Annotated in this window: 21 protein-coding genes and 1 tRNA gene; 14 read left to right on the forward strand and 8 right to left on the reverse strand. The window is 59.6% G+C overall.

Annotated features, from left to right (window positions below; translation table 11 throughout):
• Window positions 1-19 precede the first annotated feature (19 nt).
• The 5 genes from purH to ACR0L1_RS08050 all read left to right on the forward strand — a co-directional run bounded on the left by purH (window position 20) and on the right by ACR0L1_RS08050 (window position 5,371).
• Window positions 20-1,609 (forward strand): bifunctional phosphoribosylaminoimidazolecarboxamide formyltransferase/IMP cyclohydrolase, encoded by a 1,590-nt coding sequence (purH, locus tag ACR0L1_RS08030; protein ID WP_480858132.1) that lies wholly within the window; start codon window positions 20-22, stop codon window positions 1,607-1,609.
• Window positions 1,609-2,079 carry a signal peptidase II gene (lspA, locus tag ACR0L1_RS08035; RefSeq protein ID WP_480858134.1) on the forward strand — a complete coding sequence of 157 codons (471 nt, stop codon included), beginning with the start codon at window positions 1,609-1,611 and terminating at the stop codon, window positions 2,077-2,079. The genes purH and lspA overlap by 1 nt, the downstream gene beginning before the upstream one ends.
• 50 nt (window positions 2,080-2,129) lie before the next feature.
• On the forward strand, window positions 2,130-2,648 hold the full coding sequence (locus ACR0L1_RS08040; RefSeq protein WP_170789574.1) for a DUF3035 domain-containing protein: 519 nt from the start codon (window positions 2,130-2,132) through the stop codon (window positions 2,646-2,648).
• An 81-nt stretch (window positions 2,649-2,729) separates the two neighbouring features.
• Window positions 2,730-4,070 (forward strand): M16 family metallopeptidase, encoded by a 1,341-nt coding sequence (locus ACR0L1_RS08045; RefSeq protein ID WP_170789575.1) that lies wholly within the window; start codon window positions 2,730-2,732, stop codon window positions 4,068-4,070.
• A complete protein-coding gene (locus tag ACR0L1_RS08050; RefSeq protein WP_480858136.1) occupies window positions 4,067-5,371 on the forward strand; it encodes a M16 family metallopeptidase in 1,305 nt (434 codons plus the stop codon). The genes ACR0L1_RS08045 and ACR0L1_RS08050 overlap by 4 nt, the downstream gene beginning before the upstream one ends.
• A 3-nt stretch (window positions 5,372-5,374) precedes the next feature.
• On the opposite strand, the gene ACR0L1_RS08055 is transcribed toward ACR0L1_RS08050, so the two are convergent.
• The 3 genes from ACR0L1_RS08055 to deoC all read right to left on the reverse strand — a co-directional run bounded on the left by ACR0L1_RS08055 (window position 5,375) and on the right by deoC (window position 9,577).
• The gene (locus ACR0L1_RS08055) at window positions 5,375-6,106 is read right to left on the reverse strand and encodes a cyclic nucleotide-binding domain-containing protein (RefSeq protein WP_480503411.1); all 732 of its coding nucleotides are present in this window, start codon (window positions 6,104-6,106) and stop codon (window positions 5,375-5,377) included.
• Window positions 6,107-6,242: 136 nt separating this feature from the next.
• A complete protein-coding gene (locus ACR0L1_RS08060) occupies window positions 6,243-8,576 on the reverse strand; it encodes an aldehyde dehydrogenase family protein (protein WP_480858139.1) in 2,334 nt (777 codons plus the stop codon).
• An 11-nt stretch (window positions 8,577-8,587) separates the two neighbouring features.
• Window positions 8,588-9,577 (reverse strand): deoxyribose-phosphate aldolase, encoded by a 990-nt coding sequence (deoC, locus tag ACR0L1_RS08065; protein ID WP_480858141.1) that lies wholly within the window; start codon window positions 9,575-9,577, stop codon window positions 8,588-8,590.
• A 200-nt stretch (window positions 9,578-9,777) separates the two neighbouring features.
• Between deoC and ACR0L1_RS08070 the strand changes: the two genes are divergently transcribed.
• The 6 genes from ACR0L1_RS08070 to ACR0L1_RS08095 all read left to right on the forward strand — a co-directional run bounded on the left by ACR0L1_RS08070 (window position 9,778) and on the right by ACR0L1_RS08095 (window position 17,069).
• The gene (locus ACR0L1_RS08070; RefSeq protein WP_480858143.1) at window positions 9,778-10,731 is read left to right on the forward strand and encodes a metal ABC transporter solute-binding protein, Zn/Mn family; all 954 of its coding nucleotides are present in this window, start codon (window positions 9,778-9,780) and stop codon (window positions 10,729-10,731) included.
• A 3-nt stretch (window positions 10,732-10,734) separates the two neighbouring features.
• On the forward strand, window positions 10,735-11,538 hold the full coding sequence (locus tag ACR0L1_RS08075; RefSeq protein ID WP_480858145.1) for a metal ABC transporter ATP-binding protein: 804 nt from the start codon (window positions 10,735-10,737) through the stop codon (window positions 11,536-11,538).
• A gap of 3 nt (window positions 11,539-11,541) precedes the next feature.
• Window positions 11,542-12,747 carry a metal ABC transporter permease gene (locus ACR0L1_RS08080; RefSeq protein ID WP_480858147.1) on the forward strand — a complete coding sequence of 402 codons (1,206 nt, stop codon included), beginning with the start codon at window positions 11,542-11,544 and terminating at the stop codon, window positions 12,745-12,747.
• Window positions 12,744-13,673 (forward strand): metal ABC transporter permease, encoded by a 930-nt coding sequence (locus ACR0L1_RS08085; RefSeq protein WP_480858149.1) that lies wholly within the window; start codon window positions 12,744-12,746, stop codon window positions 13,671-13,673. The genes ACR0L1_RS08080 and ACR0L1_RS08085 overlap by 4 nt, the downstream gene beginning before the upstream one ends.
• Window positions 13,674-13,927: 254 nt before the next feature.
• Window positions 13,928-15,787: a DNA mismatch repair endonuclease MutL gene (gene mutL, locus ACR0L1_RS08090; RefSeq protein WP_480858151.1), complete on the forward strand. Its 1,860-nt coding sequence runs from the start codon at window positions 13,928-13,930 to the stop codon at window positions 15,785-15,787.
• A 52-nt stretch (window positions 15,788-15,839) separates the two neighbouring features.
• A complete protein-coding gene (locus ACR0L1_RS08095; RefSeq protein ID WP_480503401.1) occupies window positions 15,840-17,069 on the forward strand; it encodes a DNA recombination protein RmuC in 1,230 nt (409 codons plus the stop codon).
• A 3-nt stretch (window positions 17,070-17,072) separates the two neighbouring features.
• On the opposite strand, the gene ACR0L1_RS08100 is transcribed toward ACR0L1_RS08095, so the two are convergent.
• The 3 genes from ACR0L1_RS08100 to ACR0L1_RS08110 are packed head-to-tail and all read right to left on the reverse strand — an operon-like array spanning window position 17,073 to window position 18,846.
• A complete protein-coding gene (locus ACR0L1_RS08100; protein WP_480858153.1) occupies window positions 17,073-17,474 on the reverse strand; it encodes a hypothetical protein in 402 nt (133 codons plus the stop codon).
• Window positions 17,475-17,528: 54 nt separating this feature from the next.
• Complete coding sequence (locus ACR0L1_RS08105; protein WP_170789584.1) at window positions 17,529-18,179, reverse strand: ChrR family anti-sigma-E factor; 651 nt, start codon at window positions 18,177-18,179, stop codon at window positions 17,529-17,531.
• Window positions 18,180-18,189: 10 nt separating this feature from the next.
• On the reverse strand, window positions 18,190-18,846 hold the full coding sequence (locus ACR0L1_RS08110; protein WP_170773067.1) for a sigma-70 family RNA polymerase sigma factor: 657 nt from the start codon (window positions 18,844-18,846) through the stop codon (window positions 18,190-18,192).
• A gap of 146 nt (window positions 18,847-18,992) precedes the next feature.
• Here ACR0L1_RS08110 and ACR0L1_RS08115 point away from each other — a divergent pair, with 146 nt between their 5' ends.
• Complete coding sequence (locus ACR0L1_RS08115) at window positions 18,993-19,766, forward strand: DUF1365 domain-containing protein (protein WP_170789585.1); 774 nt, start codon at window positions 18,993-18,995, stop codon at window positions 19,764-19,766.
• Window positions 19,767-20,108: 342 nt separating this feature from the next.
• Window positions 20,109-20,426 (forward strand): DUF3775 domain-containing protein, encoded by a 318-nt coding sequence (locus ACR0L1_RS08120; protein ID WP_170408475.1) that lies wholly within the window; start codon window positions 20,109-20,111, stop codon window positions 20,424-20,426.
• 11 nt (window positions 20,427-20,437) lie between these two features.
• Here ACR0L1_RS08120 and ACR0L1_RS08125 read toward each other — a convergent pair whose 3' ends face one another.
• Window positions 20,438-22,672: a CHASE2 domain-containing protein gene (locus ACR0L1_RS08125; protein WP_480858155.1), complete on the reverse strand. Its 2,235-nt coding sequence runs from the start codon at window positions 22,670-22,672 to the stop codon at window positions 20,438-20,440.
• Between the two features lie 34 nt (window positions 22,673-22,706).
• Entirely contained in the window at window positions 22,707-23,660 is a 954-nt protein-coding gene (locus ACR0L1_RS08130; protein WP_480858157.1) for a FecR family protein, read from the reverse strand.
• A gap of 346 nt (window positions 23,661-24,006) precedes the next feature.
• Here ACR0L1_RS08130 and ACR0L1_RS08135 point away from each other — a divergent pair.
• Window positions 24,007-24,096, forward strand: a tRNA-Ser gene (locus tag ACR0L1_RS08135).
• Window positions 24,097-24,444: the final 348 nt, after the last annotated feature.

Here is a 24,444-nt window from a genome sequence, read left to right on the forward strand (position 1 = left end):
CAAAAGGACCTTTGGACCCATGACCGACTTTCACCCCGTGCGCCGCGCGCTGCTTTCCGTATCCGACAAGACCGGATTGATCGACTTGGGCAAGGCGCTGGCCGAGCGCGGGGTCGAGCTGTTGTCCACAGGTGGTACCGCAAAGGCGCTGCGCGAGGCGGGGCTGGATGTGAAGGATGTCAGCGAGATTACCGGTTTTCCCGAAATGATGGACGGCCGCGTAAAAACCCTGCACCCCATGGTGCATGGTGGCTTGTTGGCGCTGCGTGACAACGACACTCACGTTGCCGCAATGACCGAACATGGCATCGGCGCGATCGACCTTCTGGTGGTGAACCTCTACCCGTTCGAGGCCACAGTCGCCAAAGGTGCAAGCTATGACGAATGCATCGAGAATATCGACATCGGTGGCCCGGCGATGATCCGGGCGGCGTCCAAGAACCACGCCTTTGTAAACGTAGTGGTGGATGTCGAAGACTACTCCTCACTGCTGGACCAGTTGGAGGAGAATTACGGAAAGACGTCGTATGGTTTCCGCCAATGGCTTGCCCAAAAGGCGTATGCCCGCACCGCGGCCTACGACACGGCTGTGTCGAATTGGATGGCTGACGCGCTGCAGCTAGAGGCTCCGAAGCGTCGCGCTTTTGCAGGAGAGTTGAAACAGACCCTGCGCTATGGTGAGAACAGCCACCAGCAGGCAGCGTTCTATACCGATGGCACAAATCGTCCGGGTGTCGCCACCGCCGTGCAGCATCAGGGCAAAGAACTGAGCTACAACAACATCAACGACACCGACGCCGCGTTTGAGTTGGTGGCCGAGTTCGATCCGGCGCAGGGTGCTGCCTGTGCCATCATCAAACACGCCAACCCCTGCGGTGTAGCGACAGGTGCCACGCTGATCGAGGCCTATAAGGCGGCGTTCGACTGCGATCGCACCTCGGCATTTGGCGGGATCGTGGCGCTGAACCAACCGTTGGATGCCGAAACCGCGCAGGAAATCACTGGCATCTTCACCGAGGTCGTGATCGCCCCAGGCGCGTCCGATGAGGCGAAAGCCATTTTCGCCGCCAGGAAAAACCTGCGCCTGCTGACCACCGACAGCTTACCTGATGTAATGGCCGGTGGTAAAACCGTCCGTCAGGTTGCCGGAGGTTTGTTGGTACAGGACAAGGACAATGGTTTTATCGGTATGGATGACCTGAAGGTCGTCACCAAAAAGGCTCCGACCGAAGATCAAATGCGCGATTTGCTGTTCGCGTGGAAAGTGGCGAAACACGTCAAGTCCAATGCCATCGTCTACGTCAAAGATGGCGCGACCGTAGGCGTGGGTGCTGGACAGATGAGCCGCGTGGACTCTGCGCTGATCGCAGCCAAGAAAGCCGAACGTATGGCCGATGTGTTGGGCTTGGCTCAACCGTTGACCATCGGCTCGGCCGTAGCATCGGACGCGTTCTTCCCCTTCCCCGACGGTCTGATGGAGGCCGCTGAGGCCGGTGCCACCTGTGTGATCCAGCCCGGTGGTTCAATGCGTGATGATGAAGTGATCGCAGCGGCGGACGAGGCCGATCTGGCCATGGTCTTCACCGGCATGCGGCACTTCCGTCACTGATGCGCTATCGCTTGCTCATTTGGGCTGCACTAGCGGCGTTTGCGATCGACCAGATCAGCAAAGTTCTGGTCGTTCACATCATGCGCGTGGCCGAAGGCGATATCGACGTCCTGCCACCCTTGCTTGTCTTCAAATATGGCGAGAATCGCGGCATCAACTTTGGCTTGTTTCAGGGCAATACCGAGGCGGCACGTTGGGTTCTGATCGGCGTGTCCATTGCGATCTCGGCGGCTGTGCTGGTCTGGCTGATGCGGTCTGCGCCGTCGAAAATCATGCTGCTTTCGGGCGGGCTTTTGATTGGCGGCGCGTTGGGTAATGTGCTGGATCGGGTGCTTTACGGCTATGTTCTGGATTTCCTGAACATGTCCTGTTGCGGTATCAACAACCCGTTTGTCTTCAATCTGGCCGATGTGTTTATTTTCGCCGGTGCCATCGGGTTGATCCTATTCGACGGCAAAAAGCCCTCGTGACGCGCCGGTGGAAATGCGATAAAAGCGCCTCAAACAGGCTGGAGACTACGATGCGGTTGCCGCGTTCCATTTTTGCAGTGACGCTTGCCTTCACGGTGGCGGGATGTTCCGATATCGGTCTGCGCCACCTTCAGGCGCCGGGTCCGGGACCGGATGAATTCTCGGTCCTGCCGGTCAAGCCGCTGACACAGCCCGAAGATTATCAATTCCTGCCCGCGCCGACACCGGGCGCAGGGAATCTAACCGACCCGACCCCCAAGGGGGATGCGATTGCGGCACTGGGCGGCAACCCGGATGCACTGAATCCTAACACGGCGATTCCCGCGGCGGATGGCGCATTGGTGACGGCCTCGAGCCGGTATGGCGTGACCGAGAATGCTCGTCAGGTGGTCGATGCCGAAGACGCTGAGTTCCGCCGCAAGCAAAGCCGTTTTACCCGACTGCGTCTGTTTAACGTGGACCGCTATTCGCAAGTTTACAAACGATGGGCGCTGGATTCGTCGCAGGTAAATGAACAGGCACGGCAGGCTGGGGTCGAAACTCCGTCGGCTCCGCCGCCAGGTGAATAATCCTTAACTTTTCGTCATCACACTTGAACCTGCGCCGCGCCACCGTAGTTTGAAACTCAGACAATAAACGGAGGATGCCCCATGGTTCGGGCCCTTGCCCTGTCGGCTGCCCTGATTGCTGCCACCCCGGTCTTTGCCGAAGATGGCCAGGAGGCGGTCACAACCTTCACGCTGGAAAACGGCATGGATGTCGTCGTGGTCGAGGATCACCGCGCCCCTGTCGTGCAGCATATGGTCTGGTATCGCGCAGGTTCGGCGGATGAACCCGTCGGATCGTCCGGTGTGGCGCATTTTCTGGAACACTTGCTGTTCAAAGGAACCGATACGCTGGCACCGGGTGAGTTCTCGGCCACGGTGGCGGCCAATGGCGGCAATGACAACGCATTCACTTCGTATGACTACACCGCCTATTTCCAACGCGTCGCCGCCGACCGGCTGGAACTGATGATGCGAATGGAGGCGGACCGGATGCGCAATATCCGCCTGTCCGAGGATGATATCGTGACCGAGCGTGATGTGATCCTTGAGGAACGCAACCAGCGCACCGACAATAACCCCCGCGCCCTGTTCGGCGAACAGATGAACGCGTCGCAATACCTCAACCACCGCTACGGGGTTCCGATCATCGGCTGGCGGCACGAGATGGAGACGCTGGACATGGAGGACGCTCTGTCCTTCTACCAGACGCACTACGCGCCCAATAACGCCATTCTGGTTGTGACAGGCGATGTCGAGCCCGATGAGGTCAAGGCGCTGGCCGAAAAATACTATGGCGTGATCCCCGCCAACCCGGACCTGCCCGAGCGCATCCGTTCGCAAGAGCCGCCGCAGACGGCCGCGCGGAGGCTGACCTTCAAGGACGCACGCGTATCGCAGCCCTACGTGCAGCGCAGCTATCTGGCGCCTGAACGCAACGCGGGCGAACAGGAAAAGGCCGCAGCCCTGTTCATGTTGGCCGAATTGCTGGGTGGTGGGAACACGTCATACCTGACCGAAAAACTGCAATTCGAGCAACAGAAAGCCGTTTACACCGGGGCGTTCTATCGCGGCGTGTCGTTGGATGACACAACCTTTGATCTATTTATCGTTCCGGCGCAGGGCGTTTCCCTGCAAGAGGCCGAAGAAGCCATGGATGCAGCCGTGGCCGGGTTCATTGCCGACGGTGTTAACCAAGAGGATCTGGACCGGATCAAGATGCAGCTTCGCGCTTCGCAAACCTATGCGCGCGACAATGTGGACGGGATCGGCAATCGCTATGGCCGGGCCCTGACCAGCGGATTGACGGTCGAGGACGTGCAGGCCTGGCCGGATGTCCTGCAGGCCGTAACCGGAGAAGAAATCATCGCTGCCGCCCGCGAGGTTCTGCAACTGGAAACCTCGGTAACGGGCTGGCTGATGCGCGACGATGAGGTGACGCAATGAAACGGATTTTCGCGACCCTGATTGCATTCGTGATCGCATTGCCCGCTTGGGCCGAGATCGAAATTCAGGAGGTGACATCGCCTGGTGGTATCACTGCGTGGCTGGTTGAGGATCACTCGATCCCGTTCACCGCATTGGAATTGCGGTTCCGTGGTGGAACTTCACTGGACGACCCTGACAAGCGAGGGGCCGTTTATCTGATGAGCGGCCTGATCGAGGAAGGCGCGGGCGACATGGATTCCCGAACCTATGCGCGTGAGCTTGAATCGCTGGCAGCATCGTTTGGCTATAACGCCAGTGACGATACCGTCTCGGTCTCGGCGCAGTTCCTGACTGAAAACCGGGACGAAGTGATCGACCTGCTGCGTGTGACCCTGCACGAGCCGCGTTTCGATCAGGACGCGGTGGATCGTGTGCGGGCGCAGGTTCTGTCCGGCTTGCGGTCGGATCAGACCAGCCCGAACGATATCGCCGGACGCAATTTTGCGCGAATGGCTTATGGGGATCACCCCTATGGAACCGAGGGCAAGGGAACGATCGAAAGCGTGACCGCCCTGACCCGAGACGACGTGGTTGATGCCTATGAGAACGTCTTTGCCAAAGATCGGCTCTATGTAGGGGCTGTGGGCGATATCACGCCCGAAGAACTCGGCTGGTTGCTGGATCACCTGCTGGCCGATCTGCCCGAAACAGGCAAACCGATCCCCGGACCGGCGCAAGTCAACATCCCCGGCGGGGTCAGTGTTGTCGAGTTTGACACGCCGCAATCTGTGGCTCTGTTTGGTCATGCGGGTATCGATCGTGACGATCCCGATTTCTTTGCAGCCTTCATCCTCAATCACATGCTGGGCGGCGGTGGGTTCGAAAGCCGTCTGATGCAGGAAGTGCGCGAAAAACGCGGGTTGACCTATGGGGTGTCGACCTTCTTGGTCCCCAAGGATCTGGCCTCGGTCTATCTGGGTTCGGTCTCATCTTCGAATGACCGGATCGCGGACGCGGTGTCCGTCATCCGGGATGAATGGGCGCGTGCGGCCAATGAAGGCTTCACCCAGAAAGAGCTGGACGATGCCAAGACCTATCTGACGGGCGCCTATCCTTTGCGGTTCGATGGCAATAGCCAGATCGCCGGGATCATGGTCGGGATGCAGATGGAGGATTTGCCCATCGACTATATCGCCACCCGCAACGATCAGGTGAACGCGGTCACGCTTGAGGATGTGAATCGTGTTGCCTCGGAACTGCTGGACCCGGAGGGGCTGCATTTCACCATCGTTGGTAAGCCCGAAGGGCTGGATGGCTAACGCCTAGGCTGCGACCGAGCTGTTCTGCGCCCGAAGGGTGTGTTTGTTGCTGCTCAGCAGTTTTTGCCGCGCATGTCTGAAATGCGCGGCCTTCAACGCATCGTCGATATGGCGATTCCGGCGCAGCAAGCGCGTGAGTTGGATATTGTCGAATACTAGGCAGGTGGTGGGCTCGGTGGCCTTTACCGTGGCCGTTGCGGGCAATCCCAGGCTAAATGTCAACTCGCCCAGTATTTCGTCAGCCCCGCAGCGGTTGATCACCTGATCGTCCTTCAGGATGGTTGTTTGTCCGCTGAGGACGAAACCCAGAAAATCGGTGGTCTTGCCCTCTTCGATCAGCTTGCTGCCCGCCGGGAACTCCTGAATAGTTGCGGTGTTCAGCAGCCGCCGGGCTTGATGCGGTTTCAACGTCTCCAGATGATGCGCGATGAACTGTTGTTCGGCGTCGGAAAAACGCACCAGATGACGTGACAGGTACCCGCGCAGCAAGCCTAGAACTGAGATCGAGATATAGGCCATCTGGATGATCGAGCCTGCCAGATTGAACTCGCGCATCATGCTGATCAGCACGCAACTGGCAGCGACAATCACCAGCACCGGATAGGTCACACCAGTGCCGCGCACGATGCCCATCTGAAGCAGAAAATAGTTCAGGATATAAAGCCCCGCGCCGAAGACACCGACCATTGTGGTCAGTTGTATGTAGTCAGGAATTTCAAACGGGATATTCAGCATGATCGGGCCCACCCTCATCTGGAATGGGTCCACGCTGAGGGACGTGGGGTTATCTGTATATGAACGAATTCACATGTTAATCGGTGATATGCTCGTGTTTTCGCGCATATGCACCACTGGGTTCGGTTCTGGGGGCCTACTCGCCGTAGGGCACCCAGATGTTTTTGACCTCGGTCGAGGCTTGCAGGAAGCGGCGCGTTTGATCCGCGTTCCAGTCTGTCGCGGCCCCATTGTTGACCCATGTCCGTTTGAGATTCCCCGCCGAGGCTTTCTGAATCTCGGCCGACAGATCGGTCGATGAGAATGACCAGACCGCATCCACATTCAGATGCGCGGCCAGGGGTTTGGCCAGCTCCGCGTGGCTGCCGGTCAGGATATTGACCACGCCCGCAGGCACGTCCGAAGTTTCGAGGATCTGGTAGAAATCCGTTGCTGCCAGCGGATAGGGCTCGGAGGCCGCCAGCACCACCCGGTTGCCCATCGCAATCGCCGGGGCCATGGCCGAGATCAGGCCCAGCAAAGGCGCCTCATCCGCGCACAGCGCGCCAATCACACCAACGGGTTCCTTCATCGCAAGGGCAACACCCCGGATCGGAACGCCATGCACCTGACCGTCATATTTGTCGGCCCATGCAGCGGCGGTGAACAGGCGCTGGATCGAGGTCTCAATCTCAGCCGCGCCGGTCTTGCCGCCGGTCATGGCGTCGATCCGCGCGGCGAATTCATCTGCGCGGGCCGAGAGGTTTTCGCCGATATAATACAGGATCTGCGCCCGCAGATGGCCGGTGGTCTTGGCCCAGCCTTTCGCGCCCGCCGCGGCTTCTACCGCGTTGCGCACGTCTTTGCGGTTGGCCAGACCCACATGACCCAGAAGGCCTGATTTGCCCCAGACGGGTTTTGAATATCCGCTGTCCGGTCGCGCCTGCTTGCCGCCAACATACATTTTGGCGGTGCGGTCAATGGGATCAACCGGCGCGCCTTCACCCGTCGCGGCCTCGACCTTGGTCAGAGGCTTGGTCTTGCCTTTGGGTTTGGTATAGGCGGCCAGGCCTTCCCATCCGCCCTCACGGCCAAAGCCGCTTTCGCGTACTCCGCCGAACCCGGCGGCGGCGTCGAACAGGTTGGTGGCATTCACCCAGACCACGCCCGCAACCAGCTTGGGCGCGATATCCAGCGCGAGGTTCACATTCTCGGTCCAGACCGTCGCGGCCAGCCCGTAGCGGGTGTTATTGGCCAGTTCGACCGCCTCAGTAGGCGTGCGAAATGTCGAGGAGACCAGAACAGGGCCAAATATTTCCTCCTGCATCAAAGGGTCCGAGGTTTCGAGGCCGGAAATCAGTGTAGGCGGGTAAAAACAGCCATTTTCGGGCAGTGCGCAGGCCGCCTGATAAACCTCACCTACGGTGTTGCTGTCGACCATGCCTTTGATCGTCTGCAACTGGATCGGGTCCACAACTGCGCCCACGTCGATGCATTTGTCCAGCGGATTGCCAATGCGTAAGCCGTCCATCCGCGCGCGCAGCTTGGCGTGGAAGCGATCGGCGATGCCTTCCTGCACCAGCAGGCGCGAACCCGCACAACAGACCTGACCCTGATTGAACCAGATCGCATCGACCAGCCCCTCGATAGCTGAATCGATATCGGCGTCGTCGAACACGATATAGGCGGACTTGCCGCCCAGCTCCAACGTCAGTTCCTTGCCGGATCCAGCGGTTGCCTCGCGGATGCGCCGCCCCACGGCGGTCGAGCCGGTAAAGGCAATCTTGTCCACGTCAGCGTTTACGATCATCTCACCCACCGCGCCATCACCGGTGACGATATTGACCACACCCTTGGGCAACCCAGCCTGCGTGCAGATATCGGCAAACAGCAGGGCTGTCAGCGAGGTATACTCGGCAGGTTTCAGGACCACCGTATTTCCCATCGCCAGCGCTGGCGCGATCTTCCACGCCAGCATCAGCAGCGGGAAGTTCCACGGGATGATCTGTCCGCACACGCCCAAAGCTTGTGCATCAGGCAACTCGCTCTCCATCAACTGCGCCATGCCTGCGTGGTAATAGAAATGCCGCTGGGCTAAGGGGATGTCGATGTCCCGCGATTCGCGGATCGGTTTGCCGTTGTCGAGGCTTTCCAGCACCGCAAACAAACGCGAATGTTTCTGCAACAGCCGCGCAATGGCATAGAGATACCGCGCACGCCCCGCGCCGCCCAGTTTCTCCCACTTGGGCTGTGCTTTCCGGGCGGCAGCCACCGCGGCATCCACATCGGTCAGTTTGGCTTGGGTCAGCTTGGCCAGCACCTCTCCGGTCGCCGGGTTACGGCTGTCAAACCCTTTGCCGGGTTTGGTAAAGGCCCCGTCGATATAGTGGCCGAATTTGTCACCCTGATCGACCAGCCAAGCCAGCGCCTCGGCTGCGCTTTCGGGGGCGGGGCCGTAATCCATGGTTTCGAAAATCTCTTTGACTGTCATTGTTCTTGTCCTCAGCCCATGGAGTGACGGTAGCCAGCCGAGTACGCCCCGGTGACATAATGTTCCAACTGCCGCTCGATATCGCCAAGCAGCGAGGACGCACCAAAGCGGAACAGGTCCGGCTCCAGCCAGCGATCGCCCAGCTCGTCCTTGATCAGCGACAGATAGACCAGCGCATCCTTGGCTTTGGAAATCCCGCCCGCAGGTTTGTAGCCGACGCGGTATCCTGTGAGGTCATAGTAGTCGCGGATAGCGCGGATCATCACCAGAGAGACGGGCAGGGTGGCGTTAACGCTTTCCTTGCCGGTCGAGGTCTTGATGAAATCCGCCCCCGCCATCATGCACACGACCGAGGCGCGAGCGACATTGCGCAGGCTGCCCAATTCTCCGGTCGCCAGAATGGCTTTGACATGGGCGTCGCCACAGGCGGTACGGAAAGCCTTCATCTCGTCATACAGAGCCTGCCAGTCGCCTGACAGCACGTGACGGCGCGAGATCACGATGTCGATTTCCTCGGCCCCGGCCTTTACGCTTTCTTCGATCTCGGCCACGCGCAGATGGAAGGGGGACAGACCCGCAGGGAACCCGGTCGAGACAGCAGCCACCGGAATGCCAGTGCCTTTTAGCGCCGCAACAGCTGGTTCGATCATGTCGTGATAGACACAAACCGCACCCGTGGTGATCGGCGGCATGTCCATCGCTTGCAATAGCGCGGGGGCTACAGGCTGACGCGCCTTGGCGCACAAGCGGCGCACGCGGCCCACCGTGTCATCGCCCGACAAAGTGGTTAGGTCGATCATCGTGATTGCCTTCAGCAGCCAAGCGGCCTGATAATCTTTCTTTACAGAGCGACGACCGGGCAGGGTGGCGGCACGGCGTTCAATGGCTGAGGTGTTGGCCTGCACGGCGCGCACCCAGTCCAAATCCAGATCCATACCCGGATTGCGGGGTTCGGTCACTTGCGGCAGATGCGCGGTGCGCACGGGGCTCTGCGTTTCCATCATCGCGTCCTTTGGGAGATTTGCGCCAAAATCGCATGGGTTGCGTCTAAAGAAAAGGGCAAGCGAGTGCGTTTCTGCCATTTTTTTGACCAAATGGACAAATATGGCCGCCTTTTTTGCGAATAATTCGCAATAGCATTGACTAAGTTGCGAATGGTTCGCATATTAACGGTCATGGGGATATCAGATCGGGGTCTGACATGATTCGTCGTAGCTTTCTTGCAGCGCTGGCTTTTGCCGTTGCTCTGCCTATCTCGGCGCTGGCCGAAACGCCGCTTAAAGTGGTGGCGACAACCGGTATGATTGCAGATGCCGTGCGTCAGGTCGGTGGGGACCAGGTCGAGGTCAAGGGCCTGATGGGCCCCGGTGTAGACCCGCACGCTTATCGCCAGACCCGCAGCGATATCGTCGAAATGACCCGCGCAGATCTTATCCTATGGCACGGCCTGTATCTTGAAGCGCAAATGGAGGATTTCTTCCACGACCTGTCTCGCAAGCGCAACGTGGTGGCCGTTGCCGAAGGGATCGACACGTCCAAGCTGCGCGCCCATGATGATTACGCCGACAAATTCGACCCGCATGTGTGGATGAGCCCGGCCCTGTGGCGCGACATTGTAGTTCAGGTGCAAAATGCGCTGACTGACACCCGCCCCGAAGCGGCCGAGTTTTTCGCCGCCAATGCGCAGGCCCATCTTGCCGAGATTGCCCAGTTGGAAGCCTATGGGAAACGGATGCTGGCCGCCGTCCCGAAGGACAACCGCATTCTGGTGACGGCCCACGACGCATTTGGCTATTTCGGTGCGGAATACGGCTATGCGGTGCTGGGCATTCAGGGCATCTCGACCCAGTCCGAGGCTGGTCTGAACCGGATCGGCGAACTGGTCGATACGCTGGTTGATCAGAAATTGACGGCGGTGTTCGTGGAAAGCTCGGTTTCGGACCGATCCATTCGTGCGCTGATCGAAGGTGCCGCGGCCAAGGGGCATCAGGTGGATGTGGGCGGAGAGCTGTATTCCGACGCCATGGGCGAGCCGGGCACCTATGAGGGCACCTATATCGGAATGCTGGATCACAATATCACCGTCATTGCCACTGCATTGGGTGCGGATGCGCCGGCGCTGGGCATGAACGGCAAACTGTCGGCGGGGTTTTGAGCGATGCTGGAGCTTGCAGCACATCAGGGCGTATCCGTTCAGGACAACGGGATTGAACGAAGTCCGCTGGCCATTCGCGGTCTGACTGTGTCCTACGGTCAGAAACCCGCTGTGTTCTCGGTGGATATGACGGTGCAGCCCGGCGCGATGACGGCCATTATCGGGCCAAACGGCGCGGGCAAGTCGACTTTGTTGAAAGCCGCGCTGGGGATCGTGTCGCCGCTTTCGGGGCTGGTAACGGTCAACGGTCAACCGCTCGAGTCCCAACGCGCCCACATCGCCTATGTCCCGCAGCGCGCCAGCGTGGATTGGGATTTCCCGACCCGCGTGATCGACGTGGTGCTGATGGGCTTCTCGCGCGAGTTGGGTCTGTTGGGCCGTGTTCGTGCTCGGCATATGGCTTGTGCGATGGATTGCCTGAACCGTGTCGGCATGCGTGATTTCGCGGACCGTCAGATCGGTCAGCTTTCGGGCGGTCAGCAACAGCGGGTGTTTCTGGCGCGCGCTCTGGCGCAGGATGCTGATCTGTACCTACTGGACGAACCCTTTGCCGGGGTCGATGCGGCCACCGAAAAGGCCATCATTGCAGTGCTGAAAGCGCTGAAAGAGGCTGGGAAGACCGTGGTCGTCGTGCATCACGATCTGGCCACCGTCACCGACTATTTCGACCATGTCTTCCTGATCAATACCAGCAAGGTGGCGGAAGGTCCTGTGAATCAGGCTTTCACAGCCGAGACTTTGCAGGCCGCCTATGGGGGCCGTCTGGCCACCGCTCAGATCGACCAGATTTCGCGCGCGCTGGGATAATCCATGCTTTGGGACGCTCTGACCCTTCAGCTGGGCTATAACGCCTCGCTTGTTGCCATTGGGGCTGCGCTGCTGGGCGTGTCGGCGGGGGTGACGGGCACGTTCCTGTTTCTTCGCAAACGCGCGCTGGTCAGCGATGCGATCAGCCATGCAACGCTGCCCGGTGTGTGTCTGGCCTTCATGGTGCTGGTTGCCTTTGGCGGCGACGGACGCAACCTGCTGGGACTGCTGGCTGGTTCGGCCCTGTCGGCTTGGGTGGGCCTGCTGTGCATGAACTGGCTGACCCGCCACACGCGGTTGGCCGAGGATGCCGCGATCGGCGCGGTTCTGTCGGTGTTCTTTGGCTTCGGTATCGTACTGCTGACTGTGATCCAGACTATGGGCGTGGGTCGTCAGGCGGGGTTGGAAGGGTTCCTGTTGGGCTCGACCGCCGGGATGCTGTGGGCGGATGCACTGATCATCGCTGTCGGAGGCGCTGCGACGCTGGTACTGGTGATGATCCTGCGCCGACCCATGACGATGGTGGCCTTTGACCCTGAATATGCTGCCGCCCGAGGGCTGCCGGTGCATCGCATCGACCTTGCGATGATGGGGCTGGTGATGGCCGTCACCGTGGTCGGCTTGAAAATCGTCGGACTGATCCTGATCGTGGCATTGTTGATCATCCCTGCCGTCACGGCACGGTTCTGGACTGAACGGTCCGACCGGGTGGTCCTGTTGGCCGGGGTCGCCGGAGGGGTCTCGGGCTATGTCGGCGCGGCGCTGTCGGCCTCGGCCCCGAACCTGCCGACGGGTCCGATCATCGTGCTGGTCAGCTTTGCCCTGTTTGCCCTGTCGCTGTTGCTTGCTCCGGTGCGTGGCGTTCTGGCCGCCGTGCTGCGTCATCTGCGCTTTCAGCGCCGGGTTCATATTCGTCAAGGCCTGCTGGCGTTGGCGCAGGGGCAGAAGATCTACGAACCCCTGACCCTGCGCCTGTTGAAACGCGCAGGTCTGGCCCGCGCCGACGGCGTCGCGACCGAGGTCGGAAAGGCGCGCGCCGCCAAGGCCCTACGGGATGAGAAACGCTGGGAAATCGTCCGCGCCGATCAGGCGCATGAGGCGACAGCCGCGCTCTATGACGGGTTGCGTGATATTGAGACCGTCCTGACCCGCGACCAGATCGCTGAGATCGATCGCCAGATCGGCGGCCCGCAGGGGGTGGTGGCATGAGCGGTGAAGAGTTTGTACCCCTGTCCTTAACGCCCTTGCTGATTGGCACTTTTGCGGCGATTGCCTGCGCGTTACCGGGCAACTTTCTGGTGCTGCGCAAACAGGCGCTGATTGGCGATGCGATCAGCCATGTGGTGCTGCCGGGAATTGTGGTGGCCTTTATCCTGACCGGAGTGATCTCGACCTGGCCCATGATGCTGGGTGCGGCAGGGGCCGCGGTTGTCGCCGTGGTGATGATCGAGGCGATTCGGAGGCTGGGCCAGATCGAATCCGGTGCCGCGATGGGTGTGGTCTTTACCACCATGTTCGCCGCCGGGGTGCTATTGCTGGAGCAGACCGATACTTCGACCGTGCATCTGGACGTGGAACATGCGCTTTACGGCAATCTGGAAAGCCTGATCTGGCTGGACGCAGTGGGTTGGTCGTCGCTTTTGGATATTGACGCACTGGCGGGCCTGCCGCCTGAACTGTTGCGCATCGCACTGACGCTGGCTGCGGTGTCTGTGTTTACATGGCTGTTCTGGCGGCCGCTCAAGATCTCTACCTTCGACGAGGGCTTTGCCCGCACCATCGGTATCCGGACCGGCCCGCTTGGGTTTGCGCTGGTGATCACCGCTGCCATCGCTGCCGTAGCAGCGTTTGATGCGGTGGGGTCGATCATCGTGATCGCCATGTTTATCTGCCCACCCGCAGCCGCGCGGATGATGACCAATCGGCTGGAAACGCAAATCGCCTGGTCCGTCGCCTTTGCAGTGACCTCGGCCGTGCTGGGCTATGTGCTGGCCGGATATGGCCCCCTGTGGTTGGGTATGGCGGATGCCGTCAGTGCGGCTGGCATGATCGCAACGGTAGCTGGGCTGATCCTGGCCGTGGCGGCAATCTGGGGGCCATGCCGGACGCGCGCCGGGGCGCCGGGATCGGCGTAAACGCGCGCTTATGTCGGCTGAACTTTGCCCAACACCACTGACTGGCCAGAGTTCGCAAGCCTCAATAGCCGTTTCGTGCTACGAACGCCGCATCAAGCGAACGACCACCACTCACATTGGACCGTTCGGACAATCGTTGCCTCTGTGTTGCTTTGTTGGGTGACACGACGATTGTCCGAACGCCCCCTCAATCAGAAAATTGACCTCTGCAAACCAGTGGTAGAATCGTGCGTGCCTGTGCTAGGTCTGGGGGTATGGCGCAGGTAAACCCCAATATCAGCGATTCCCGTCCCGTAATTCGGCAATTGGACGACGCAGCGATCAACCGTATCGCGGCGGGTGAAGTTGTTGAGCGCCCCGCTTCGGCTGTGAAAGAGCTGGTCGAGAATGCGATTGATGCGGGATCGACCCGAATTGCCATTGATATTGCCGATGGCGGCAAGACGCTGATTCGCGTCACCGATGATGGCTGCGGGATTGCGGCGGATGATCTGCCGCTGGCCTTGTCGCGGCACGCGACCTCGAAAATCGACGGCTCGGACCTGCTGAACATCCACACATTTGGGTTCCGGGGCGAGGCGCTGCCCTCGCTGGGGGCCGTAGGTCGACTAACCATTACCAGTCGCGTGCCGGGGGCCGAGGCCGCGTCGGTTAACGTCTCGGGTGGCAGAATGGAGGCGGTGAAACCCGCAGCCTTGCGCGCGGGCACGGTGGTCGAGCTGCGCGACTTGTTCTTTGCCACGCCCGCCCGGCTGAAATTCATGCGCACCGACCGGGCCGAGGCACAGGCGATCACCGACACCGTGAAACGTCTGGCGATGGCAGAGCCCGCGATCACCTTCACCCTGCGCGATGTATCGGGCGGGGGAGAGGGGCGCGTGACCTTCCGCGCCGACCGAGAGAATGGCGATCTGTTCGATGCCTTGCACGCCCGTCTGGCTCACGTGATCGGGCGCGAGTTTGCCGAGAACGCGTTGCAGATCGACGCTACGCGTGAGGGGATCAGGCTGTACGGATACGCCGCCTTGCCGACCTATTCGCGCGGTGCTGCGGTGGCGCAGTACCTGTTCGTCAATGGCCGTCCGGTGCGGGACAAGATGCTGACCGGGGCGCTGCGGGCGGCGTATTTCGATTTCCTGAGCCGTGACCGCCACCCGGCGGCGGCGCTGTTCATAGACTGTGACCCGACGCTGGTGGATGTGAACGTGCATCCGGCGAAGTCCGAGGTCCGGTTTCGCGATCCCGGCGTAGCGCGGGGGCTGATCGTCTCGGCCCTGCGCCACGCGCTGGCCGAGGCAGGGCATCGTGCTTCCTCGACCGTGGCAAACGCGACTTTGGGCGCGATGCGGCCGGAAGCGGCGCAGCCTGCGCAGCCCGCTCCGGCGCGGGTGTATCAAATGGATCGACCCTCAGCAGCGGCGCGGCACACGGCCTACCGGGCCCAGGCGCCGGGCTTTGCGGAACTGTCGCAGGATTACAGCGGCAGCATTGTCGAACCCGCTCCGGTCGCCGCGGAGGAACCTCCGGCACAGGACTTGCCCTTGGGCGCGGCCCGCGGGCAGGTGCACGAAAATTACATCATCGCCCAAACCGCCGATGGCATGGTGATCGTCGATCAACACGCGGCGCATGAACGCTTGGTCTATGAGAAGCTCAAACACCAGATGGCTGAGAACGGCGTCGCCGCGCAGGCGCTGCTGATCCCCGAGATCGTGGAACTGTCCGACGGCGACTGCGCGCGGCTGCTGGCCGTGGCCGACGACCTGACCCGACTTGGCCTGATGTTGGAACCCTTCGGCGGCGGGGCCATCGCCGTGCGTGAAACCCCGGCCATTCTGGGCGAAGTCGACGCCCGCGCGATGATCTTGGATATCCTTGATGAACTGGCTGATCAGGGCGAAAGCCAGACTGTGCAGGCGCGGATCGAGGCGATCCTCAGCCGGGTGGCCTGTCATGGCTCGGTCCGGTCGGGCCGTCGGATGCGAGCCGAGGAAATGAACGCCTTGCTGCGCGAGATGGAGGCGACGCCCCATTCCGGTCAATGCAACCATGGGCGGCCGACTTATGTGGAACTGAAACTGTCAGATATCGAACGTCTGTTCGGGCGCAGTTGATCCCGCCGCGTGCGCGCGATATGAAGAATAAAACAAGAACATCGGAGGCGACATGATCGAGATTGCTGGCACCCAAATCGCCCTGAACGACCCCGTGATCCTGATTGGGGGCGGCGTGGTGGCGCTGATCCTGCTGCTGCTGTTTCTGTCACTGCGGGCGGCGCAGCAGTCGGCACGCATGGCCGAGCCGCTGGCGCGGCAGATGGCGCATTTGGGTCAGCATGTGCAGCAATTGGGGCAGGGGCAGGAACAATTGCGCGGGGGGCTCCAGCATGTGTCAGACACGCAGGCCAATGCGCAGGTGCAGGTGATTCAAACGGTTGAGTCGCGCCTGTCCTCAGTCCAGCAGCAGATGAATGACCGGCTGGCGGATAACGCGATGAAATCTGCCCGTGCGCTGGCCGAAATGCAGGAACGGATGAAGGAGTCGCTGCATGGCTCGTCGAAACAGACCGCTACCTCGCTGACGCAATTGCAGGAGCGCCTCGCCGCCATCGACAAGGCGCAGGACAATATCACCAAACTGTCGGGCGATGTGTTGAGCTTGCAGGATATCCTGTCGAACAAGCAGACCCGCGGCGCGTTTGGGGAAATTCAGCTGAATGACATCGTGTCGAAGGCGCTGCCCTCGGACAGTTTCCAATTGCAGGCCACGCTGTCGAACGGGCGGCGCGCCGATTGCCTGATAAACCTGCCGAACCCGCCGGGTCCCATCGTGATCGACAGCAAATTCCCGCTTGAGGCTTATGAGGCGCTGATCGGGTCCACCAATGATGCCGAGTTAAAAGCGGCGGTGCAGATGTTCCGAAGCACCGTGCGCAAACATATCAACGACATTGCCGAGAAATACATCTTGGACGGCGAAACCGCAGATGGCGCGCTGATGTTCCTGCCGTCCGAGGCAGTCTATGCCGAGTTGCACGCAAAGTTCCCCGAATTGGTGCAGGAGAGTTTCAGCAAACGGGTCTGGATCGTGTCACCTACCACCTGCATGGCCACGCTGAACACCATGCGCGCGATCCTGAAAGACGCCAGGATGCGCGAACAGGCCGGTGCCATTCGCAAGGAACTGGGCATGCTACACAAGGATGTCGAACGTCTGGGCGACCGCGTCTCGAACCTTGATCGACACTTCGGGCAGGCCGCCAAGGATATCTCAGATATCAAAATAAGCGCCGAAAAGGCTGGCCGCCGGGCGCAGCGGCTGGACAATTTCGATTTCGAGGAACTGGCCCCGGACGATCACACCAACGTGGTGCCCCTGGGTAAGACCGAGGGGTAGGCGCTACTGGATCGACAGATCCAGATTATAGCCAACTGTCTTGCCGGTATCGCGGTCATTGCCCATCAGGTAGACCCGGATCGTATAGTTTCCGTTTTGAGGCAGATTGATACGCGCCGTGTTGCCGTCGATGGAACCGATATAAATTGCCTCGCCCTCGCTGCCCGGCGGCAGGATGTTGAAATAGATCACACCGTTGCCATTTGTGTCGCTGACATTGAGTTCGGCAAACATCTCCTGCCCGGCCTGCGCGCCGAGCAAATAGTCGAAATATTCATTCCCGGTGATGGTGCCGCTGACCATCGTGCCATAGTTGCCGGGTTGGAATTTGACCTCGGCAACACTCTGGGCCGAGACCGGGAAGGTCAGCCCCAAGGTCGCTGCGACAAAGATCAGGTGTTTCATCATACAAGAACCCTCCGTTCAGCAAGGTCAGTTGAGCACGATGCACACCTATCTTCAGATCCGTAGAAACGGCTGGAACAGGCGCGGCATCAGCTTGTTGAATTTCAGTGGCGCATCGGTCACGGCCAGACAAATGCAATCCTCAGAAATATCTGCAGTCGGCGTGTGGTGCAGGTCTTCATCTGCGATTTCCACGTCGCCACGTGCGAAATGGTCGACCTCATCCGAAAATGCGCCCTGCAGCACCATCGTCAATTCCATGCCATTGTGGCTGTGATCCGGCACGGCAGCCCCGGCGGGAATGAACAACAAACGCGCAGTCGCCTCATGGGTGGTCGGCAGAATCGCCTGTTTCACGCCCATGCCGATCGATCGCCATTTGATGTCATTGACGTTGCCGCCTACATAATCCTGTAACGGAGTCGGCAGGACCGAACAGCCCGGACGCACCGGCTTGGCAACAGGGGCACCTTGGGCGATCATCGCCATAGTCGCGGCCAGCGACCCGTCGTTCATGCTGACGGTGGCGTCCTGTTCCTGCAACACGCACCCGCCCACCGCGTCAAAGCTTTCAGCCCGCGCGCGGCAATGGTCGCACAGGGTCAGATGCGTGGCGACCATCAGGTCGAACGCCTCGGGAAGGGTGCCTGCCGCATAGGCCATCAGCAGGTCGTCAGTCAGGTGATGTTTGATCTTGTTGCTCATCATCGTCATCTCAGTTCATAGCATGGCGCAAGCGGTCCAGCGCCAGCCGAATACGTGATTTGATCGTGCCCAGCGGCAATCCGGTCTGCGAGGCGATCTCGCGATGACTCAGGTCGCCAAAATAGGCCTTTTCAATCAACTCTCTTTGCGCCTCGGGCAACGCGGTCAACGCGTCGCGCAGCTGCGCGGTTTCCTGTTGCAGCGCCATGACGTCGTGCTGATCCGGCTCGGCCTCGGGACCCCATCCCAGATCTTCGGGCTCGGGGCGGCGTTGCCTGCGCAGCACATCGATGCGCTTGTTCCGTGCAATCGTGAACACCCATGTGGCCACGGTCGCCCGAGTTGGGTCGAACAGATGCGCCTTGTGCCACAAGGTCGCCATCACCTCTTGAGCGCATTCCTCGGCCATGGCCGCATCCGACCCCGACTTGATCAGGAACGCTTTAACCCGAGGCGCAAAATGCTGAAACAGCTCGGCAAAAGCCGCCTGATCCTGCGCGTCCCGGATGCGGGCCACATGGCCCACCCATTCGGTTCTGGTCTCACAACTGCCGTTTGCGTGGTTCACCGGTCGTCCCTTGATGCGTCGCTTGACGCGCAATGGCCTCACTACGGGCCCATCGGCCACCGGTTCATCCAAGCGCGCGGTATCGCTCTCGGTAAACATAACCATATTACGTGGAAGGTCCCAAGTCGGATCACTCTCACAGATAATTTTAATCCGTTGCAGTGTTTTCAGCGTAATGTGAATATCCAAGGACGGGCGAAAACAGCGCCGATTGAACGGTTTACAGGCAGATTGGAAAAAGTGGCATGAACCGGATCGACCATATCGCAGGCCACACTTATCATGGCCGGAAGGGGGCGATTGAAAATGCCTTCCGATACTCGGTCGACTATATCCTGCTGAACCCCGAGGCCGAGGTTCAGACGCCACGTTTGTTTTCATTGGACCGCGCGAACATCGTCAACTGGCGCAAACGCGATCACGGCGGTGCGCCGGGGAAAGGCCAGGGGGCTGCTTGGCTGCGCGATCAGTTCACACAGTTGGGTGTGTCACAACCCGCAACCCTGACCCTGCTGACGCAGCCGCGCGTGCTGGGTCACGTATTCAACCCGGTCAGCTTCTGGTTCTGTTTCGATGAGGATGATCAGCTTTACGCTGTCGTGGCCGAGGTAACGAATACCTTTGGCACGCGGCACAGTTATCTGTGCCACAACCCGAATTTCGCGCCCATTCAGCCCTCGGACCGGATCGTGGCGGACAAGTTGATGCATGTCTCACCGTTCCAGAAAATCGAAGGATCTTATACATTTCGCTTCGACTATCGGCCTGACAAGGTGGGTGTCTGGATCGATTATGGCCGCGAGAAAGGCGGGTTGATTGCGACCCTCAGCGGCCCACGCGCACCGCTGTCGGATCGGACAATCCTATGGTCCTTGGTCCGGCGTCCCTTCGGCGCGCGGCGCGCGTTTTTCCTGATCCTTTGGCAGGCGTTGAAGCTTAAGTTGAAGAAGGCGCGTTTTCGTCCGTTCCGCCATGCACCCGTGCCCAATCATCCGGTTTCGCGCATTCGCGAGCCCTAGGGTCAGGAGCCATTAATCTTGCGCCACTGGCGCGCGAATGGCAAAAAAGCAGTGCTTTTGGGCGCGCAGGGACTGGCGGTGTCAATTTCAAGCGATCAAAGCCGCTGCTTTGCAGTGGTTCACGCGTCCGAAGGATTTGACTGATTTTGCCTCTGAGCTGCGTTACATCCTTTAGAAATAGAACCACTATTCCAGCAAGGATGTGCCTTGTCAGAACCAAAATCAGTCAAACCAGTGGCGCAAGATTAATGGCTCCTGGCCCTAGTTTGCGTAAGATCAAAGACTCTGCCCGGCGAGGGTGGTTGTGGTACTATAGAGACCGCGAACACGAGGAGTTGGGACATGTTGGAAATCTCGGCAAGAAAAATCGCTCAGGTCGCCATGATGGGACGTGAGTTGGACCGGGCCGAGGGCGAGCTGCGCGCTTTCATCGACCGGATGGGCGAAGATGAGCAGGCCGAATTGGTTGCGGTCATGTGGATCGGGCGCGAAAGCTTTTTCGCCGAAGATCTGGCCGAAGCCATCGCCACCGCCAAGTCCGAGGCCTCGACCCCCTGCGCGGATTACCTGATCGGAACGCCACATCTGTCGGATCATCTGGAAAACGGTTTGGACGCTTTGGGCATTTCCGCCGAGGATGTGGAAAACGACCTGATGTAACCAGGTCGGATCTAAGCCGAAGGCAGGTTCGCCTGTGCGCGGTGGCTGAACATGATCTGGTCCGATTGTACATCTGACCGGAAATCAGCCGCCCGACCCGGAACAGCTTGATAGAACGGGCGAAGCCCCGGTTCGACCTCGGTCGCCAGCGTTGCGCACAGGTTGCAGTGCTTCTTGATCTGCACATAGGATTGCCGCTGTCGAATGGCTGCGATCATATCGCCATGCGCCGCCGCGAGTTCCATAAACCTAGGCGAAGTGCGCAGCGTAGTGTTACCAACCAGAAGAAAAACAGCCTCAAGCTCGGACTTGCCCTTCAGATCGACAAATCCAGCTTCGAGCATCGCCAGATCCTGCCGCGCGGCCTTGTAGACGGAGCTGGAAACGAGGATGTCATATTCCACGTGGCGGCAGCTTTGTTCGATCCGAGCGGCCACATTCACCACATCGCCAATGACCGTATAGTTGAACCGGCTGCGCGATCCGATATTGCCCACACAAGCCAGACCGGTGGCGCATCCTGTCGCCAATGCGATCGGTGGGCGACCCTTCATGACATCGGAGGCGTTGAACCGGATCAAGGCCTGCCGCATCAACAGCGCTGAATGGGCGGCGCGGCAGGGATGATCCTCGACTGGCAGCGGCGCGTTCCAAAACGCCATGACCGCATCGCCAATGAACTTGTCGATGGTTCCCCGTTCGTGCAGGATCTGATCTCCGACCTGTGAGAACAGCTCATTCAGCAATGCCACCAGATCAGTGGCCGACACGGATTCAGACAGCGGCGTAAACCCTCTGATGTCCGAGAACATGACGGTGATTTCCTGCGTCTCGCCACCCAGTTGCAGGCGATGGCCCGAAACCTCCATCTCATCCAGAATTTCCGGGGCAACGTAGTGTGAGAACACCTGCCGGATTTCCCGCTTTTCCCGCTCGGTCGTGACAAATAGGTACCCCGCCAGTAAGCCGAAATTGGCCATTCCACCCAGCAGCGGAAAGGTCACGTCAAACAGGGTGAGCTGGTTCTGAAAAGCAAGCCAGCTGGTGCCCAAAACCGCGGCCGCTGCCACCCCGCCAGCAACGAATGAGGCGACCGCGCCAAAACTGGACATCACTGCAATCACGATCAGGCCTAGCAATACGAAAGACACCAGCTCCAGTGCTGCCGTCACATCCGACCGGTTTAGCATTTCACCTGTAAAAATCTGCTCCAGCAACTGCGCGTGGATCGACACGCCCGGCACCGACTCGCCCAGCGCGGTCTGATGCATGTCGAACAGACCCGCCGCCGAGGTACCGACAAGGATAATCCGTCCTTCGATCTCCGCCCTGAGTGCGGGATCACCTGGGGTTTGCATGACCCTGTCGGCCGATAGGTAAAGGTCCGGCTGGTCATGTCGATACCTGACCCAGACCTCACCGTTTTCGGTGGTCGGCAGGCGGAAATCTCCCAGCTCAACCGCGAGCATGATCCCTTCCTCATCTGCCGAGCCCTCGGTCAGAATGAACGGTGCGTCCAGCGCGACCCTCAGCGCTTCGATCCCCAAACCGGGCATCGGACCGTTCGGACCGCCCCACAAAACTGGGACGCGTCTAATGATCCCGGTACCACCCAGTGGCGAGACGTTTACCCCGCCAATCCCCGCAGCGCTGCGATCCAAGGGAGGCGCGATCGGGGTCCAATGAGGGACCGAGATCAATCCGGAGGTCGGTGCTTCTCCGATCTCGATGATCCCGGCCTTGGGGGCAACATTGCTGCCCTCCTGCGAGATACGAGCCGCCGTGCCCATCACCACCGGCCAATGGGCGGCTTCGAGCCCGAAAAGCACGTCATAGTCCACCTTCTGTGCATGACGTTCCACGGTCAGAACGCCGTCCAGCGCAGGGTCGTTGAGCAACCGGGCGGGTGAGTATCGGTCCGGTTCGACAAACAGCATGTCAAAAGCAATAGCCGCTGCGCCATTCTCACCCAGGTTCTGGACCATCTGCGCCAGCAATGTGCGTGGCCAGGGCCATTGGCCCCAATTGGCCAGAGACTCTTCGTCAATATCCACGACTCGCACCGGCAGGTCAGGTGTGTATTCGCGGGGCGACATCCGTTGCAGCAAATCGAAATAGATCATCCGCGACATCCGCACTGGGTAAGGGTCCATGATCCGGATGAAGCATCCAAACAGAATCAGGCCAAGCCCGACCAGGCGAAACGCCCGTCGCCGTCCCGTTCTCTCTTTGGATTTCAAACGCAAGTCGGCCTCCGACTAAATCTGGCGTCGTTTCTATTCAGGCGCGTTTGCCCTTGCCTCGGCCTTTACCTTTACCTTTGGCTTTCCCCGGATTGTCAAACCCATCCGTGTTGCCGCTCTGCCCGCCGGGATTGGAACCGTCGGCCTGACCGGAACGGTTGCCTTTCACGTCGGGTTCAGGTTCAGGTTCAGGTTCAGGTTCCGGTTCAGGTTCAGGCTCTGGATCCGGTTCTGGATCCGGGACGGGTGGCTCGGGAGCCGGGGGTTCAGGCAGCACAACCGGTTGAGGCGTTGATTCTTGCACGAATTGTGGTGGCTGCGGCGGATCGGATTTGGGCACGGGCAAGGGGGCCGCTTCGCCCGCGCACCCACCAATACCGACCTGCAGAGGGCTCAGCAGGTCCTGTTGAGATTGGATAAAGGGAAATCCGGTTTGTAGCGCCAGATCATATTGTGCCTGATCCACCGGACGCCCGACTCCACCCCGCTGGTTGGTTGCAAACAAACTGCACTGTCTGCCTGCCGAGTGGCAAAAACCGCCATTTCCGCACATGCGGACCGTGCCTTCGAGCACCAACATGGCGCTCTGAGCGCCCGGAATGACCCACATGTCAAACGTTGTCCCGCGCACGGCCATCGTCGCCGTCGGGGTCTTGATCGAATAGGCCCGCTTTTTGCTTTTGCCTGAAATGAAGCGGAAACTGCCGCCCAATGCCTGCACCGCAAATGATTTTGCCTTGCGATTGCCGCGCAGCATCGTCACGTCCAGGACCATACTGGCATTCGGCCCGATGGCTATTTTGGTTTCATCGACAAAGACCAGTTGCACCAGCCCATTCCCGTCGGTCGAGATCGAATCTCCCGACGCGACATCCATTCCGGCTAGCAACGGTTGTGATTTTCCACCTCGGGTGATTTCCGCGCCTGGCTTGACACCAATCACCTTTCCAATATTGGCCAGCACCTGTGCAGGCACCAGCAATAGACACATTAAAACGAATAGCACTCTTAACCAGGCCAAGCTTCCATTCCCCCATAGCTCGTATGGTGAGCAAATTGCTCACTGCCCGGTTTTGTGCCCCCTATATATTCAAAATATTAAATTTATTAAGTTTATGTCTGATCAAATATGCCTTAAACAGCACATGTTTGGCAAGTTTTCTAAAATTGATGTTGGTGAGGGGGGGATCCTGGGTCGTCTGTGCACCCACCCCAACCCCAGAGCGGTTGGGTTTTCGTCGTCGTTCCCGGCAATCGGATGGTGCTGGGAAGAAAAATGCGAAACCCTTTGAAAATCGCCTTGTATCTGGCCGTCCGGCAAGGATATACCGGCCAGCGGAGACGTGGCCGAGTGGTCGAAGGCGCTCCCCTGCTAAGGGAGTAGGCGGGAAACCGTCTCGAGGGTTCGAATCCCTTCGTCTCCGCCACCCACCCCTATCTCTTTCAGCACAGTCTTTCTTTCCCTGTTTTCTCCCGTTTTTCCGGGCGGTTGGGCTATGCCATTCTCCAAAGAGACGACCGCAGTTCCCTGTTCAATCGCGATTTGCCAGCACTGTCTCTGAAAGCACCATCACGCGCTTCGGTTAGGGCCAAAATTCCCTGCTAACAGGGAATTAACAGGGAAATACTTCAGATTTGGGCCTTTTGGCTGATTTTGGCTCCTGAATCATCACGTGTTTTCAGTACGTTGCATAAGAATTCCCTGCGCAAAATAACAGGGAACATTTTCGCGATTATCAGGGAAATTTTTCGGAGGAACAGGGAACGCCACGTCC

Source organism: Ruegeria sp. J8 (assembly GCF_056531925.1).

Bases quoted from the DNA above. Each gene is read 5' to 3' on its own strand.
- purH (WP_480858132.1), top strand. From the start codon at position 20: ATGACCGACTTTCACCCCGTGCGCCGCGCGCTGCTTTCCGTATCCGAC.
- lspA (WP_480858134.1), top strand. From the start codon at position 1,609: ATGCGCTATCGCTTGCTCATTTGGGCTGCACTAGCGGCGTTTGCGATC.
- ACR0L1_RS08040 (WP_170789574.1), top strand. From the start codon at position 2,130: ATGCGGTTGCCGCGTTCCATTTTTGCAGTGACGCTTGCCTTCACGGTG.
- ACR0L1_RS08045 (WP_170789575.1), top strand. From the start codon at position 2,730: ATGGTTCGGGCCCTTGCCCTGTCGGCTGCCCTGATTGCTGCCACCCCG.
- ACR0L1_RS08050 (WP_480858136.1), top strand. From the start codon at position 4,067: ATGAAACGGATTTTCGCGACCCTGATTGCATTCGTGATCGCATTGCCC.
- ACR0L1_RS08055 (WP_480503411.1), bottom strand. From the start codon at position 6,106: ATGCTGAATATCCCGTTTGAAATTCCTGACTACATACAACTGACCACA.
- ACR0L1_RS08060 (WP_480858139.1), bottom strand. From the start codon at position 8,576: ATGACAGTCAAAGAGATTTTCGAAACCATGGATTACGGCCCCGCCCCC.
- deoC (WP_480858141.1), bottom strand. From the start codon at position 9,577: ATGGAAACGCAGAGCCCCGTGCGCACCGCGCATCTGCCGCAAGTGACC.
- ACR0L1_RS08070 (WP_480858143.1), top strand. From the start codon at position 9,778: ATGATTCGTCGTAGCTTTCTTGCAGCGCTGGCTTTTGCCGTTGCTCTG.
- ACR0L1_RS08075 (WP_480858145.1), top strand. From the start codon at position 10,735: ATGCTGGAGCTTGCAGCACATCAGGGCGTATCCGTTCAGGACAACGGG.
- ACR0L1_RS08080 (WP_480858147.1), top strand. From the start codon at position 11,542: ATGCTTTGGGACGCTCTGACCCTTCAGCTGGGCTATAACGCCTCGCTT.
- ACR0L1_RS08085 (WP_480858149.1), top strand. From the start codon at position 12,744: ATGAGCGGTGAAGAGTTTGTACCCCTGTCCTTAACGCCCTTGCTGATT.
- mutL (WP_480858151.1), top strand. From the start codon at position 13,928: ATGGCGCAGGTAAACCCCAATATCAGCGATTCCCGTCCCGTAATTCGG.
- ACR0L1_RS08095 (WP_480503401.1), top strand. From the start codon at position 15,840: ATGATCGAGATTGCTGGCACCCAAATCGCCCTGAACGACCCCGTGATC.
- ACR0L1_RS08100 (WP_480858153.1), bottom strand. From the start codon at position 17,474: ATGAAACACCTGATCTTTGTCGCAGCGACCTTGGGGCTGACCTTCCCG.
- ACR0L1_RS08105 (WP_170789584.1), bottom strand. From the start codon at position 18,179: ATGAGCAACAAGATCAAACATCACCTGACTGACGACCTGCTGATGGCC.
- ACR0L1_RS08110 (WP_170773067.1), bottom strand. From the start codon at position 18,846: ATGTTTACCGAGAGCGATACCGCGCGCTTGGATGAACCGGTGGCCGAT.
- ACR0L1_RS08115 (WP_170789585.1), top strand. From the start codon at position 18,993: ATGAACCGGATCGACCATATCGCAGGCCACACTTATCATGGCCGGAAG.
- ACR0L1_RS08120 (WP_170408475.1), top strand. From the start codon at position 20,109: ATGTTGGAAATCTCGGCAAGAAAAATCGCTCAGGTCGCCATGATGGGA.
- ACR0L1_RS08130 (WP_480858157.1), bottom strand. From the start codon at position 23,660: ATGTGTCTATTGCTGGTGCCTGCACAGGTGCTGGCCAATATTGGAAAG.